At 68.8% G+C, this 14,464-nt stretch carries 12 protein-coding genes; 8 read left to right on the top strand and 4 right to left on the bottom strand.

Annotation, left to right across the window (positions count from 1 at the left end):
* Nucleotides 1-61 precede the first annotated feature (61 nt).
* The 3 genes from AB8M46_RS07720 to groL all read left to right on the top strand — a co-directional run bounded on the left by AB8M46_RS07720 (nt 62) and on the right by groL (nt 3,654).
* Nucleotides 62-268: a cold-shock protein gene (locus AB8M46_RS07720; RefSeq protein ID WP_005164266.1), complete on the top strand. Its 207-nt coding sequence runs from the start codon at nt 62-64 to the stop codon at nt 266-268.
* 56 nt (nt 269-324) lie between these two features.
* Nucleotides 325-1,776, top strand: a complete 1,452-nt coding sequence (locus tag AB8M46_RS07715; protein ID WP_394359935.1) for a serine/threonine-protein kinase — start codon at nt 325-327, stop codon at nt 1,774-1,776.
* Between the two features lie 249 nt (nt 1,777-2,025).
* A complete protein-coding gene (gene groL, locus AB8M46_RS07710; RefSeq protein WP_037335595.1) occupies nt 2,026-3,654 on the top strand; it encodes a chaperonin GroEL in 1,629 nt (542 codons plus the stop codon).
* A gap of 361 nt (nt 3,655-4,015) precedes the next feature.
* Here the strand turns inward: groL and AB8M46_RS07705 are convergent, their stop codons facing one another.
* Together AB8M46_RS07705 and AB8M46_RS07700 are read right to left on the bottom strand one after the other, a co-directional pair.
* Nucleotides 4,016-5,710: a hypothetical protein gene (locus AB8M46_RS07705; protein WP_394359933.1), complete on the bottom strand. Its 1,695-nt coding sequence runs from the start codon at nt 5,708-5,710 to the stop codon at nt 4,016-4,018.
* A 206-nt stretch (nt 5,711-5,916) separates the two neighbouring features.
* A complete protein-coding gene (locus tag AB8M46_RS07700) occupies nt 5,917-6,141 on the bottom strand; it encodes a PspC domain-containing protein (RefSeq protein ID WP_007033414.1) in 225 nt (74 codons plus the stop codon).
* A gap of 128 nt (nt 6,142-6,269) precedes the next feature.
* Here AB8M46_RS07700 and AB8M46_RS07695 point away from each other — a divergent pair, with 128 nt between their 5' ends.
* From AB8M46_RS07695 to AB8M46_RS07680, 4 genes are all read left to right on the top strand, one after another.
* Nucleotides 6,270-7,040 (top strand): DNA polymerase beta superfamily protein, encoded by a 771-nt coding sequence (locus tag AB8M46_RS07695; RefSeq protein ID WP_394359932.1) that lies wholly within the window; start codon nt 6,270-6,272, stop codon nt 7,038-7,040.
* Nucleotides 7,040-7,834 (top strand): transporter substrate-binding domain-containing protein, encoded by a 795-nt coding sequence (locus AB8M46_RS07690; protein ID WP_378429063.1) that lies wholly within the window; start codon nt 7,040-7,042, stop codon nt 7,832-7,834. Before AB8M46_RS07695 ends, AB8M46_RS07690 begins: the two co-directional genes overlap by 1 nt.
* Before the next feature lie 80 nt (nt 7,835-7,914).
* Nucleotides 7,915-8,553, top strand: a complete 639-nt coding sequence (locus AB8M46_RS07685; protein ID WP_037335603.1) for a hypothetical protein — start codon at nt 7,915-7,917, stop codon at nt 8,551-8,553.
* Between the two features lie 157 nt (nt 8,554-8,710).
* Nucleotides 8,711-9,619 (top strand): M23 family metallopeptidase, encoded by a 909-nt coding sequence (locus tag AB8M46_RS07680; protein ID WP_233629612.1) that lies wholly within the window; start codon nt 8,711-8,713, stop codon nt 9,617-9,619.
* A gap of 56 nt (nt 9,620-9,675) precedes the next feature.
* On the opposite strand, the gene AB8M46_RS07675 is transcribed toward AB8M46_RS07680, so the two are convergent.
* A complete protein-coding gene (locus AB8M46_RS07675) occupies nt 9,676-10,620 on the bottom strand; it encodes an o-succinylbenzoate synthase (RefSeq protein WP_394359931.1) in 945 nt (314 codons plus the stop codon).
* Nucleotides 10,621-10,677: 57 nt separating this feature from the next.
* Between AB8M46_RS07675 and AB8M46_RS07670 the strand changes: the two genes are divergently transcribed.
* A complete protein-coding gene (locus AB8M46_RS07670; protein WP_394359930.1) occupies nt 10,678-13,500 on the top strand; it encodes a BTAD domain-containing putative transcriptional regulator in 2,823 nt (940 codons plus the stop codon).
* Between the two features lie 115 nt (nt 13,501-13,615).
* Here the strand turns inward: AB8M46_RS07670 and AB8M46_RS07665 are convergent, their stop codons facing one another.
* Nucleotides 13,616-14,431: a DUF72 domain-containing protein gene (locus tag AB8M46_RS07665; protein WP_394359929.1), complete on the bottom strand. Its 816-nt coding sequence runs from the start codon at nt 14,429-14,431 to the stop codon at nt 13,616-13,618.
* Between the last annotated feature and the right edge of the window lie 33 nt (nt 14,432-14,464).

Genomic DNA, 14,464 nt, shown 5'->3' with positions numbered 1-14,464 from the left:
CACTCGAAACCGCCGGCCGGGGCAGAGAAGGCCGACGGATCCTGTGCTGAGGGAGTGCGCCGTGGCAGTCGGCACCGTCAAGTGGTTCAACTCGGAAAAGGGCTACGGATTCATCGAATCCACCGAAGGGCCCGACGTCTTCGTCCACTACTCGGCCATTCAGGCCGACGGATTCCGGACGCTCGACGAGGGTGACCGCGTGGAATTCGAAGTCCAGTCCGGCCGCGACGGGCGGAGTCAGGCCGCGGACGTACGCAAGGTCTCTTAAGGAGACTTCGGGCGACCCCCGGCGGCGCCCGGAACTGGCGCGTTAGGCTTCGCTGCGTGACAGGCGATGAGTCGGGGGACCTGACGGGTCGTCGGCTGGGCAACTACCGCATCGACGGCGTGCTCGGCAAGGGCGGCATGAGCGTGACCTACAAGGCCACGGACGTGCGGCTCGGGCGCAAGGTGGCACTGAAGGTCATCGGTGATCACCTCGGGGCCGACGCCGAATTCCGCGAACGCTTCGTCGACGAGGCGCGGAACACGTCCGCGATCGACCATGCCAACGTCGTGCCCTTGTACGACTTCGGCGAGCTCGAAGGCATGCTCTACATCGCCATGCGGATGGTCGACGGCGGCGACCTCGCCGGGCTGATCTCCGGCGGCCCGATCGCGCCCGCCCGCGCGCTGAACATGCTCGACCAGGTCGCCGACGCGCTCGACACCCTGCACAACCGGGGTCTCGTGCACCTCGACGTCAAACCGGCGAACGTCCTGGTCACCAGCAAGGAGACCTCGCGCGAGCACGTCTACGTCGCCGACTTCGGCCTGACCCGCCGCGGCGCCACCGGGCACCGGACCCGCGGCGGCGACTTCCTCGGCTCGCCCACGTACGCGGCGCCCGAGCACCTGCGCGGCGAGCCGCTCGACGGCCGCACCGACCAGTACGCGCTCACCTGTGTCCTCTACGCCTGCCTGACCGGCAGCCCGCCCTTCAAGGGCGACGTGCAGACGGTCATCAAGGGGCACCTGAACGGCGAGCCCCCGGCCATCTCGCGGATCGTCGGCCTGCCCGCCGGGATCGACGAGGTCGTCCGGAAGGGAATGGCGAAGAATCCCGCCGATCGCTACCCCAACTGTGTTGAGATGATCGCGGCCGCCAGGCGCGCGCTCGGTCCGCTCGCGACTTCGAACGAGCCTCCCGGCGCGCCCGGGCAGGCGGCGGCCGCGACCGTCCAGCAGGCGGTACCGCAGCAGGCGCCACGGCAGAACACGCCGCCACAGGGAGAGGGGGGCCCCGTGCACCCGTACGGAGGACAGCAGCCCGGCTACGGCCAGCAGGGACCGGGACCGCAGGGTCCCCCGCACCAGGGCCCGCCGCCCGGTTACGGCCCGCCGCCGCAGCAGGGTGGCTTCCAGCAGCAGGGTGGGTTCCAGCAGGGCCCGCCCTCTGGCTACGGCCCGCCGCCGCAGCAGGGCGGTTTCCAGCAGCAGGGTGGGTTCCAGCAGGGCCCGCCCCCCGGTTACGGCCCGCCGCCGCAGCAGGGCGGTTTCCAGCAGCAGCCCAAGAAGGGCGGCGGCGCCAAGTGGATCTGGATCGTCGTCGGCGCCCTCGTGATCGCGGGCGCGATCGTGGCCGCCATCTTCATCTTCGGTGACTCGAACAGCGGCAACGGCCCGCAGACCACCGCGCCGAACATCCCGGTCGGCCCCGGCGGCTCCCAAACGCAGGGTCCCGGCTCGTCGTTGAAGCCGCCGCCGTCGTCGATCTCCATCAAGCCGAGCAGCTGAATGCCACCGCGCTGACCTGCGGTTCTTGCACTCTCCCCAGGAGAGTGCTAAACACGACATTGGCACTCGACGCCGTCGAGTGCCAGGCGGAGCGGTCACCGACCGTTCGCCTGAAGGTCGGGACGGTGAGGCCGCACCCTTGATCGGGTGGGTCGTCCGTCGCGGGCACCGAGCCTGGCCGAGGAAGAGTCCTGCCGCCGCGCTGTAGTAGGCGTGCGGCGGCGCCCAATACCGGAGGACCACACCGCAATGGCCAAACTGATCGCGTTCGACGAGGACGCCCGCCGCGGTCTTGAGCGCGGCTTGAACACCCTCGCCGAAGCCGTCAAGGTGACCCTCGGCCCGCGGGGCCGGAACGTCGTGCTCGAAAAGAAGTGGGGCGCGCCGACGATCACCAACGACGGTGTCTCCATCGCCAAGGAGATCGAGCTCGAGGACCCGTGGGAGAAGATCGGGGCCGAGCTCGTCAAGGAAGTTGCCAAGAAGACCGACGACGTCGCGGGTGACGGCACCACCACCGCCACCGTGCTCGCCCAGGCTCTCGTCCGCGAGGGTCTGCGCAACGTCGCCGCCGGGGCCGACCCCATCAGCCTGAAGCGCGGCATCGAGGCGGCCGTCGAGGCCATCACCGAGCAGCTGCACAAGGCCGCCGTCCAGATCGAGACCAAGGAGCAGATCGCCGCCACCGCGTCGATCTCCGCCGCGGACCGCACCATCGGCGAGCTCATCGCCGAGGCGCTGGACAAGGTCGGCAAGGAAGGCGTCGTCACCGTCGAGGAGAGCAACACCTTCGGCCTCGAGCTCGAGCTCACCGAGGGTATGCGCTTCGACAAGGGCTACATCTCCGGTTACTTCGTGACCGACCCGGAGCGTCAGGAAGCCGAGCTCGAGGACCCGTACGTCCTGCTCTTCGGCTCCAAGATCTCCACCGTCAAGGACGTCCTGCCGCTGCTGGAGAAGGTCATCCAGTCCGGCAAGCCGCTGCTGATCATCGCCGAGGACGTCGAGGGCGAGGCCCTGGCCACCCTCATCGTCAACAAGATGCGTGGCACCTTCAAGTCCGTCGCCGTCAAGGCCCCGGGCTTCGGTGACCGCCGCAAGGCGATCCTGCAGGACATCGCGATCCTGACCGGTGGCCAGGTCATCTCCGAGGACGTCGGCCTCAAGCTGGAGAACGCGGACCTTTCCCTGCTGGGCAAGGCGCGCAAGGCCGTCATCACCAAGGACGAGACCACCATCGTCGAGGGTGCGGGCGACGCCGACCAGATCCAGGGTCGCGTCAACCAGATCCGCGCCGAGATCGACAACTCGGACTCGGACTACGACCGCGAGAAGCTCCAGGAGCGTCTGGCGAAGCTGGCCGGCGGCGTGGCCGTCATCAAGGCCGGTGCCGCCACCGAGGTCGAGCTGAAGGAGCGCAAGCACCGCATCGAGGACGCGGTGCGCAACGCCAAGGCCGCCGTCGAAGAGGGCATCGTCGCCGGTGGTGGCGTCGCTCTCATCCAGGCCGCCGAGGCCGCCTTCGCCGGTCTGAAGCTCGAGGGCGACGAGGCCACTGGTGCCAACATCGTCAAGGTCGCCGTCGAGGCGCCGCTCAAGCAGATCGCGATCAACGCCGGCCTCGAAGGCGGCGTCGTGGCGGAGAAGGTCAAGTCCCTCCCGCAGGGCCACGGCCTCAACGCCGCCACGGGCGAGTACGAGGACCTGCTCGCGGCCGGCGTGCCGGACCCGACGAAGGTCACCCGCTCCGCGCTGCAGAACGCCGCTTCCATCGCGGCGCTGTTCCTGACCACCGAAGCCGTCGTGGCGGACAAGCCGGAGAAGGCCTCGGCCGCTCCCGCCGACCCGTCCGGTGGCATGGGCGGCATGGACTTCTGAGTTCGAGCCGGTAGCACCACCGGAAAGCCCGGACGCGCCTCGCGCGTCCGGGCTTTTCCTTTGCCCGCCTTGTTGCATCCGATCACGCGAGTCACGCGCGCCCGATTCGGGCGTTTCGCGCTGGGTCGTGAGTGATAAGGAGGGTTAGAACGACCATTACCACTCACGACCCCGGTCGAATTCGTGCAGATAGGCATCAAGCGGACATCCACCTGATGGCTGGTGTCCTTTGTGGACGTTGACCGTTCAGGCCCCTGTCCTCTGCCCACCTGTTTGCGCGTGAAGGCCCCCTTCCCTCGGCTCAGCCGAGGAAAGGGGGCCTTCACGCGCAAAGACGTCGTGGCAGCTGGAGGTGTGGTCCCTACCGCTGCCCGTCCACCGCGTACTTCCCGCCTTGTTTCCGGCGGTCCTCCTCGTACGGATCGATGGAGTTCGGCTCCGAAGGCTTCCTCGGCTCGAGGCCGGTCCGGTCGGTCCCGCCGGCCTCCGCGGCGGGGTTCTCCCGTTCGACCGTCTCGGGATTGGGATCGATCTTCCCCCGGTCCTTGTTGGCGTTTTCCCAGTTGGCGAACATCTTCTTGAGGTCGTCCGACAGCTCGCCGTCCGTTCGCGCGTAGGCCTCGGCCGCAGTCCTGAGCTGCTCACCGGCGAGAAGGAATCGCGCGCAGCTCGTCCTCATGAACTGCTCGACGGCGTCCCGGATCTCCAATGTCGTGTCGTCGCCCGTGCACGTCTGCTCGTCGCGGCCCGCGAGGTGCCGGTCGGCGCTGTCGGCCTCGGAGAGGATCCGTAGTTGCGCCGAATAGGCTTCGGCCGCTTCGAAGCAGGTCTGCGCCAACCGCAGTACGAAGTAGACCTGGACCTGGACGCCGTGGTACTTCGCGCGGTCCGTCTGGTTCGGCAGCTTGTTCGCGGTGAGGTCGTAGAGTTCGAGGTTGTAGCTGTGCACCCTCGCGATCGCCTTCTGCAGGGTCAGCACGTTCGCGCCGAAGCCGGATTCGAGGCCGGACAAGGCGTTGTGCTCGTCCTGGATCGACGTGGTGAGCTTCTGCAGGATGTCCTGGAGGGACATGGCGTCCTGCTCGACGGTGAGTCCCTTGATGATCCCGCCGGCGAAAACGGCCAGGTCGAGAACGGCACCGGCCAGGCCGCTGGCCTTCCCGCCGGCCTCTTCCACGGTCTTCACGACCTTGCTGAGCTTCGCTCCCGCGGACAGCAGAGTGGTCGCGATCCCGTGGAGCGTTTTCGCCTGGTCGACCTTCTCCAGGATCGAGTCCGCGGTGAAGACCTTGAGGGTGACCTTCTCGTCCAGTTTCTTGGTGGCCCAGTTGAGCCGTTTGACGATGTTGAGCCGGGTCGCCTGGATCGTCGCGGCGCGGGTGGAGTACAACGTGGACAAGCTGGCGAGGATGAGCGACTGGTTCGCCATGGTCGGCGCGATCGAGGCGAAGAACCCTTCCCTGAACTGCTGGGCGGCGAGCCCGGTCCACTCGATGAACCAGGGCTCGGTCGCGCTGGTCGCGCCGTCCAGCCATTCGACGTTCCGGACGACGGCGCCCTGACCGAGCAGCTCGGCGACCCGGCCGTTCTTGTCATGGAAGCCGAGGTTGCCCGCGACGTTGAGGAACGTGTTGTGGGCGGCCTCCAGCTTCGCGAGGTCGGGCCCCTCCAGCTGCGGAACGAATTTGGCGACCTCCTGCCGCCGGTTCCAGGCCAGCCGCTCGATCTGCGCGAGGTTCCGTTCGACGTGGCACTCGACGTACTTCTGGGTCTGCGGGTTCCAGCCGTCGCAGTGGACGTCCTTGTAGTGGCCGTGCATCCCGTCCATGACCCAGGTCAGGTAGCCGCAGAAATCGTCGGCGCCCGAGAGGTGGCCGTAGGATTCGGCGGGCCACTGCCACGCCCAGGGTTCCGCGGAGCACGGAACGGCGGGCGAGAGGTGCGTCATGGCGTCGACGGCGTCTTCCATCCAGCGTTTGGTCAGCGCCTGCCAAAAGTCGTCCAGCGCGCCTTCGAGCATCCGCTTGTACTCGCTGAGGCTCAGATACCCGGCCATGGAGGCCCCCGCTTCCCGCTCCCTGTGACAAAGTCAGGGGAAGTGTAACGGCGGGCGCGCCATCCCGCGGCCGAAAACCGGAAAGGGCCCGGACATCCCCATGTCCGGGCCCTTCTCCATCCCCCTGGTCCCCAGGCGGATCGCGGTTAGCGGGCTAAACGCGATCCGGCGGACGCCGCGCCCCCTGCGCACGGCGTCCGCCCTGCTCAGGATTCGCCCGGCTGTTCCGGAGTCAGGAGCCAAGCGGCGGCGTAGAGCGGGATCGCGAATCCGGCGGTGAAGAAGACGCCCGCCACGAGGGCGATGCGCAGGATCGCGGCGTCCACGCCGAGGTAGGCGGCCCAGCCGCCGGCGACGCCCGCGAGCATCTTGTCGGTGCGGCTGCGGTAGAGCTTCTTGGTGGCCTGGGGGGTGTACACGCTGTTCGTCATGGCTCCATGTTCGCTCCGGAACGACCCCCGGCACATCGGGGAACGGCCCCGACCCGACCCTGGAATCCGACCCTGAGGGGCCGAAAACCGGATGCCCGGTGCCCCCGCCCGCGAGTATGACTTGTCCGGTGAAACACGACAGCCCCGAATTCGCCGCCATCGCCGAGCAGGGCACGATCCTGCGCTGCCAGGTCGGGTCCGGGCTGCACGGCACCGCCGTGCTCGGCCAGGACGACCGGGACGAGCTCGGCATCTGCGTCGAGCCGCCGGACCACGTGATCGGCCTGAAGCGGTTCGAGCAGTACATCTTCCGTACGCAACCCGAAGGCGTCCGATCCGGCCCCGGTGACCTCGACCTGATCGTCTACTCGCTGCGCAAGTGGATGCGGCTCGTGCTCAACGGGAACCCGACCGTCCTCCTGCCGTTGTTCGTACCCGAGTCCGAGATCGTGGTGATCGACGAACTGGGCGCCGAACTGCGCGAGCAGGCGCACCGGATCGTCTCGCGCCGGGCCGGGCTGCGGTTCCTCGGCTACTCCCGCGCCCAGCGCGAGCGGATGCTGGGGCTGCGCGGCAAAGCGGGCAGGCCGGAGCTGATCGAGAAATACGGCTTCGACACGAAGTTCGCCATGCACATGGTGCGGCTCGGCGTGCAGGGCGTGGAGCTGCTGGAGACCGGCCGGATCACGTTGCCGGTCCCCGAACCGGGGCTCGGCTGGCTCCGCGATCTGAGGCAGGGCAAGAAAACCCGCGAAGAGGCGCTGGAAGCGGCCGAGTCGCTGGAGCGCCGTCTCGACGAGCTGGTACGCGGCGCGTCGCCGCTGCCGGAGGAGCCGGACGCCGAGTGGGCCGACGCTTGGCTGGTGCGCGCTTACCTCAGGGCGTGGAAGATGCCTTGATGACGATCAAGGCGAAAGCGCTCACGTTCGGGGTCGCGGTGCTGACCGTGCTGGGAATCGGCACGGCCGGTGCCGCGCCCGAAGGTCATGGCGCGCAAAGCAGGCTGGACGTCGTTCAAGCACGCGGCGAGATCCGCGTGTGTTCGACGGGGGACTATCGCCCGTTCACCTATCGGGACGCCACCGGTGCGTGGAGCGGGATCGACATCGACCTCGCGGGCGACCTCGCCCGGCGGCTCGGCGTTCGGCTCCAGCTGGTCCAGACCACTTGGAAGGCGATCGCCGACGACGTCGGGCGGAAATGCGATCTGGCGATGGGCGGGGTTTCGGTGACCTTGGACCGCGCGAAGAAGGGTTTCTACACCGTTCCCTATCTTCGTGACGGCAAGACGCCGATCACCTTGTGCGAGAACGAAAAACGGTTCCAGACCCTGGAGCAGATCGACCAGCCGGGCGTGCGGGCGATCGTGAATCCGGGCGGTACCAACGAACAGTTCGCCGATGCCAACCTGAAGCGCGCGACCATCGTGCGGCATCCGGACAACAACACCATCTTCGCCGAGATCCTGGCGGGCCGGGCCGATCTGATGATCACGGACGCCACCGAAACCCGTTGGCAGGCGAAGCAAAACCCGCGTTTGTGCGCGGTGCATCCCGACGAGCCGTTCACCTTCTCGGAGAAGGCGTACCTCCTGCCGCGCGACGTCGTGTTCAAGGAGTGGACCGACCAGTGGCTGCATCTCGCGCTGAACGACGGCACGTACGCGCGTATCGCGAAGCCCTGGCTGGGCTGAAATCGGTTTGAACCACTTTCGTTATCCGGCCGTATCCCTGGATGTGGGTGAGGAGGAAACCAGACCGGAGGAAGACACCGATGATGAACAGCGCCGGGAAACACCGCAAACGCGCGACGATCGGCATCGCGTCCGTGCTCGGGGTGGCCGCCATCGCCGCGGCGATGTTCGCGATCAGCACTCCGGACGGAGAGGCCGCGGAAAGCTGCCAGGGACTCGACACCGCTCTCCGCAACAACCTCACCTTCATCGCGGGCCAAAAGGCGCAGCCGGACGCCTTGTCCGAGGCGCGGATCGCGAACAGGCAGGCCGTCGTCGACCTCATCCAGCAGCGCCGCGAAGCCGCCGGGTGCACCGAAGAAGTACAGGCCGACAGCGGGAAGCAGGCCGCGGACGACGCCATGGCGGTCGAGGACGAGGCGGCGCCGAAGGAAGAAGCGGCCCCGCGGGAGGAAGCGGCCGCCGGTGACGGCGAGGTCGTCTGCCCGGGCTCCACGGTGACGCTGTCGGGCGAGGGCGGCGCCCCCGCGGCGTCCAGCAGCGAGTTCCCGGCGGGGACCAAGCTGAAGGTGACGAACCTGGACAACGACAAGTCCACGACCGTCGAGGTCACCGGCGTTTCGGGCAGTTGCGCGCTGCTGAACAACGCGGCCTTCGAGCAGGTCCGCGAACCGGGCAAGTTCCTGATCCGCCGCGCCACCATCGAGCGGGTCGGCTGAGACACCCGCACCGGGACGGGGAAGACGCGGACGGTCCCGGTGCGGAGGCGGCACGAGTCCTCCTGGTCCCCTCGGCCAGGAGGGCTCGTGGTCGTTTGTATCTCGCTTGTACGCCCTTTCGGGACGCTTCTCGCGAAACGCCGAGAAAGGACATCCGATGAGATTCAGACGAGTGCTCACGGCGGCCGCCACCGCCTTGCTGGGCATGGCCGGGCTGGCGATCACCGCGACGTCGGCCGAAGCCGCCGTCGGGCCGCGTCCCAACTTCCAGCTTCCGTTCCCCTGCAACCAGGTGTGGAACGGCGACAACGACAACAGCAGCGCGCACCGGGCCTACGAGATCGACTTCAACCGGGGCAGCTCCGCGGGGGCGGATCTGGGCGACACCGTGGTCGCGGCGGCGGCGGGCAAGGTCGTCATCTCGGCGCACCAGGGTTCCGCGAACGGGTTCGGCAACCTGGTGAAGATCGACCACGGTGGGGGATGGTCGACCTACTACGCGCATCTGAAGGTCCGGTCGGTCGCGCTCAACGCGCAGGTCGCGCAGGGGCAGAAGATCGGCGAGGTCGGCAACACCTCCAAGCCGGGCAACAACATCAGCCCGCACCTGCACTACGAAGTCCGCACCAACGACTCGTCGTGGCCGAGCAACATCAAGCCCGCGTACTTCAACGGCGTGAAGTTCGGCTACCCCAACGCCAACGTGACCTCCAAGAACACCTGCAGCGGCAACGGGAACCCCAACCCGTACGACGCCGTCGAGGTGTGCGGCGACGGCTACAAGGTGATCGACTCGCAGGCGGTCGGCAGCGCCGCGACGGCGTACCTGCTGTACAACGCCACGAACAAGAACAACTGCGTCACCACCATCAAGTCCACCTCGGTCGGCACGGGCAGCGCGGTCTCGGCCTTCCTCGAAGTGCAGGGTTCGGCCAGGAAGACCGACTCCGGCAGCTTCGAGTACTACGCGGGCCCGGTGAGCGCGGCCGCCGGCGCGAAATGCGTCCGGTGGGGCGGCTCGGCGGGATCCGCCAGCTACGAATCGCCTTTCGAACACTGCACCTGATCGCGGAAGTGTCATGAAAGGGCCGTTCAGGACATCTTTTGTCCTGAACGGCCCTTTCATGACATCCGGAGGTGGGCGCGGACGCGGGTGAGGCGGGCTTCCCAGGCCGCCTGCACGTCCGCAGCGGCGGCGTGGGTGGCGAACAGATCGGGAGCGGGTGTCTGAAGCGGCACCGGCAGCCGACCGTCCACAGGGGACAGTGAATCGCCGCAGACGTCTCCGGTCAGCAGCGACATCGTGCCCAGTCCGCACGCGAAGTCCAAAGTGGGCAGTGCGCCCGCGAGCGCCAGCCCGGCGGCGAGCCCGACGCTCGTCTCGACGGCGGAAGACACCACGCACGGCAGGCCGCAGGCTTCGGCGACCTCCAGCGCGCGCCGCACCCCGCCCAGCGGCGCGACCTTCAGCACGGCGACGTCGGCCGCCCCCGCGACGGCCACCTTCAGCGGATCCTCGGCCCGGCGGATCGATTCGTCCGCGGCGATCCGCACTCCGACCCGGCGCCGGACGGCGGCCAGGTCGTCGATCGACGGGCAGGGCTGCTCGGCGTACTCGAGTCCACCGGCCGCGCGGTCCAGTTCACCGATGGCCTTGACCGCGGTGTCCACGTCCCAGGCCATGTTCGCATCGACGCGGACGGCACCCCGCGGGCCCAGCGCGGCCCGCACCGCCTCCACCCGGGCGCAGTCCTCGGCGAGGCTCACCCGCGGGTCGGCGACCTTCACCTTCGCCGTGCGGCAGCCCGAAGCGGAAACGAGTTCGTACGCCTGCTCCGGGGACACCACCGGCACGGTCGCGTTCACCTCGACGCTGTCCCGCACCGGCGACGGCCAGCCGCGTTCGCTCGCCTCCAGCGCGGACGCGAGCCACGGCGCGCTCTCGGCGTCGGAGTAGTCGGAGAACGGGCAGAACTCGCCCCAGCCCGCGTCGCCGCGGACCAGCAGTCCTTCGCGGACCGTGATGCCTCGGAACCGTGTGCGCAGGGGGATAGCGTAGACGTCCATCGGCACCGATCATGCCAGTGCGGGAATCGCGTGCCGATTTCGTCGGTTCCGGACAGAATGAGCGACGTGGCACTCGACTTTCGCGTGCTGGGGCCCACCGAGGTCACGGCGGACGGGCTGCCGGTGCCCTTGGGCGGCAGCAGGCCGCTCATCGTGCTGGCAGGCCTGTTGCTGCGCGCGAACACGGTGGTGCCGGTCGGTGAACTGGGGCGCTGGCTGTGGCCGGACGACCAACGGCGGTCCAAGGGGGCGCTACAGACCTACGTCCTGCGGGTCCGCCGCGCGCTCGGCGACGAGGTCACCATCCGCACCGAACGGGGCGGTTACCTGCTCGAACTCGACGAAAACCTGCTCGACCTCGCCCGTTTCCGCGCCCACGCCGCGGCCGGGGCGGAGGCCGCTCGGGACGGCGACCTGCGCGGGGCCGCGGGCCGGTTCGCCGCCGCCTTGGCCGAATGGCGGGGTCCGGCGCTGCAGAACGTCCACTCCGAAGCGCTGCTTCGCGACGAAGCCGACCAGCTGGGCGAAGAGCGGTTACGCGTGTGCGAGCAGTGGGCCGACGCGCTCATCGCGCTCGGCGAGCACAACGTCGTCGTGCCCGAGCTGATCAGACTGTGCCGTGAGAACCCGTTGCGGGAGCGGCTGCACGAACAGCTGATGATCGCGCTCTACCGCTCCGGCAGGCAGGCCGAGGCGCTGAACGTCTACCGCCGGATCGGCGCGGTGCTGGCCGAGGAGCTCGGCTTGGACCCCGGAGCGTCGCTGCAGCGGGCGCACCAGGCGATCTTGACCGGCGAGGAGTCCGTCGAGACCACATTGGACTCCGAACTGACGCGGTACCGGCTCGGCGCCGAACCGCTGATTCCTCGCCAGCTCCCCGCCGATCTGCGGGTGTTCTCCGGGCGCCAACGCGATCTCAAGGCGTTGCACGGGCTCGTCCCGGAGGCGCTGGACACCGAGCGGTCGACGTCCATCGCCTCGATCGAGGGAATGGGCGGTATCGGCAAGACGACACTCGCCGTCCACTTCGCCCACGAGGTCGGAGACCGTTTCCCCGGCGGGCAGGTGTACCTCAACCTGCGCGGTTACGGTCCCGGCGAGCCGGTCGAGGCCGCCGCCGCGCTCGAAACCATGCTGGTCTCCGTCGGCGTCCCCGCCGACCGGATCCCCGCCGACGTCGACGGACGCGCGGCCACCTGGCGCACGTACAGCGCGGGCCGCCGGATGCTGATCCTGCTCGACAACGCGGCGAGCACCGAGCAGATCCGGCCGCTGCTGCCCGGCCCCGGCTGCCTGGTGCTGGTGACCAGCCGATGGCAGCTCCAAGCGCTCGTCGCGACCCACGGCGCCCGGCGCGTCGCGCTGGAAGAGCTGCCGGACGAGGACGCGATCGCGCTCCTCGCTTCGACGATCGGGCTGGACCGGGTCGCCGAGGATCCCGAGGCCACCGAACGGTTCATCCGGTACTGCGGCGGGCTGCCGCTGGCCATCCGGATCCTCGCGGTGCGGGCGGCGCAGTTTCCGAACCTCGCGCTGGGCGAGTTCGTCCGGCTGCTGGAAGCCGAACAGGACCGGCTGGGCTCGTTCGATCTCGCCGACGGCGACGAGACGAACATCCGGGCCGTCTTCTCGTACTCGTACCGGGCGCTCGACCAGCGGGCCGCGCGGATGCTGCGGCTGCTCGGCCTGCCGACCGGCGGCGACTTCAGCGTGCCCACCGCCGCGGCGGTGGCCGGCGTCGACATCGCGGAAGCACACGAGGATCTGGCGAAACTCGCGTCCGCGCATCTGATCGCGCGGTCCAAACCGGGCCGGTACCAGTTCCACGACCTGATCCGCGCGTACGCGGCCGAACTTTCGGCGGAGCTCGACGGGCCCGAGGCGCGGACGGCCGTACTGGACAGGCTGCTCCACGCGTCGCTCGCCTCCGCGCTGAACGCGTCGAGGCTGCTGCGCTCGGAACGGCACTACCGGCTCGTCCAGCCGGAGCGGTTCGACGGCGCCGGGCTGAAGTTCGGGCACTACGAACAGGCTCTCGACTGGTTCGACGAGGAGGCCGGGAACCTCATCGCCGCGGTGAACATCGCGTACCGGGAGCGGCGATACCGGGAATGCTGGCAGCTGGCGTGGCTGCTGCAGTCGTACTTCATCGTGCGGGCGCGGCTGGATGACTGGCGTTCGGTGTTCGGCGTCGCGCTTCGTGCCGCCCGCGATCTCGGGGACCGTTCCGGCGAGGCCGCCATCCTCAGCGGGCTCGGCGTGGCCTGCGGGGTCGCCCGCCAATACGAGGACAGCATCGCCTACCTGGAGCAGGTCGTCGAACTGCAGCGGCAGGTCGGGGACCGGCAGGGCGAGGCGCGGGCCCTCTACAACCTCACGCTGGCCAGCCAGGATCCCGACACGGGATGGGACTACGGCACGCGCGCGTTGCGGCTCATCCGCGAGAGCAACGTCGGCGCCGGCATGGAGGCCAGCGCGCTGCAGGCGCTCGGCGACATCTGCGCCCAGGCCGGCCGCTTCGAGCAGGCACTCGACTTCGCCGACCAGGCCTTGGCGCTGGAGGCGCACGCACTGCCCGACGAAGCCCGCTTCACCCTGCACACCAAGGGAACCGCGCTGGTCGGACTCGGCCGCGGGGACGAGGGCATCGCCTGCATGCGGCGCGCCGTCGAGATGTTCTTCGCGCACGGAGAGCTCTACGAGGCGGCCGACGTGCTGGCCCAGCTCGGCGGAATCCATCTGCGGCTCGGTGATCCCTCGTCGGCGCGTGAATGCTGGCTGCGTTCGGTGCGGGTGCTGACCGAACTCGCGCATCCCGACGCCGAGGACGTCCGCACCAAGCTCGCCTCGCTCGTGGGCGAAACCGTGAAGGCTGAGTGAGGCACGGGCGCCCGGCGTGCCGACCCCCAGAACCAGCACGCGAGTACGCCCGTGACCTCACGAGCCAGTGAACAGGACACCGCTCACTGCGCGCTGACTGTGCAGCTTGCGAGGGTCAAGCCAGGAGTTCCGCGAGGGCGATCGCGTTCTTCGGCGCCTCGACCTTGACGTCGTTGTCGAAGTAGACGTACGTGTCGCGGCCCCAGCCCTTGATCTTCCGTGCCCACTTTTCGAGGGCCTTGTCGCTGTATCCGCTGACGTACAGCTCCTCGTCGCCGTGCAGGCGGACGTACGCGAACTCTTCGCTCGTCATCTCGTCGATGTACGGGAACTTGCCCGCGGTGTCGGCGACCACGAGCGCGATGCCGTGTTTCCGGAACAGGTCCAGGCTTTCGGGCTCGGCGAAGCTCGGATGCCGTACCTCGACGGCGTGCCGGAGCTTCCGGCGAGGGCTCGGATCGGTATGCGGTTCGGCCTTCAGCTTGTCGTCGTGTCGTTTCGCGAGCTCGGCGGCGGCATGGCTGGTGCGCGGCAGCAGCTTGAAGAACGTTTCGACGCGCTCGGCGTCGAACGCCAGCCGCGGCGGCAGCTGCCAGAGGAACGGCCCCAGTTTCCGGCCGAGCGCCAGCACACCGGAGGCGAAGAAATTCGCCAGCGGTGTCTCGACGTCGCGCAGTTGCTTTAGATGCGTGATGAAGCGGCCGCCTTTGACGGCGAAGACGAAGTCGTCCGGGGTCTGCTCGACCCACGCGCGGTACCGCTCGGGACGCTGCAGCGAGTAGAACGAACCGTTGATCTCGGCCGAGTTCATCCGGGACGACAGGTATTCCAGCTCGCGCCGCTGCACCAGGCCGCGGGGGTAGAAGTCCCCGCGCCACGGTGGATAGCGCCAGCCCGAAGTGCCGATCCTCAGCTCCGCGACGTCGATCACCGCCTTCCCGTGTCGCCCTGATTCCCCCTCTCT

The organism is Amycolatopsis sp. SB7-3 (assembly GCF_041021335.1).
In the GTDB taxonomy this organism is placed as follows: Bacteria; Actinomycetota; Actinomycetes; order Mycobacteriales; family Pseudonocardiaceae; genus Amycolatopsis; species Amycolatopsis japonica.
The sequence above is the reverse complement of the archived record's forward strand: the minus strand, read 5'-3'. Positions and strand labels throughout refer to the sequence as shown.

What these genes read in the sequence shown, in the direction of transcription:
- groL (WP_037335595.1), top strand. Translation starts at nt 2,026, where the DNA reads ATGGCCAAACTGATCGCGTTCGACGAGGACGCCCGCCGCGGTCTTGAG.
- AB8M46_RS07705 (WP_394359933.1), bottom strand. Translation starts at nt 5,710, where the DNA reads ATGGCCGGGTATCTGAGCCTCAGCGAGTACAAGCGGATGCTCGAAGGC.
- AB8M46_RS07700 (WP_007033414.1), bottom strand. Translation starts at nt 6,141, where the DNA reads ATGACGAACAGCGTGTACACCCCCCAGGCCACCAAGAAGCTCTACCGC.
- AB8M46_RS07690 (WP_378429063.1), top strand. Translation starts at nt 7,040, where the DNA reads ATGACGATCAAGGCGAAAGCGCTCACGTTCGGGGTCGCGGTGCTGACC.
- AB8M46_RS07685 (WP_037335603.1), top strand. Translation starts at nt 7,915, where the DNA reads ATGATGAACAGCGCCGGGAAACACCGCAAACGCGCGACGATCGGCATC.
- AB8M46_RS07680 (WP_233629612.1), top strand. Translation starts at nt 8,711, where the DNA reads ATGAGATTCAGACGAGTGCTCACGGCGGCCGCCACCGCCTTGCTGGGC.
- AB8M46_RS07675 (WP_394359931.1), bottom strand. Translation starts at nt 10,620, where the DNA reads ATGGACGTCTACGCTATCCCCCTGCGCACACGGTTCCGAGGCATCACG.
- AB8M46_RS07670 (WP_394359930.1), top strand. Translation starts at nt 10,678, where the DNA reads ATGAGCGACGTGGCACTCGACTTTCGCGTGCTGGGGCCCACCGAGGTC.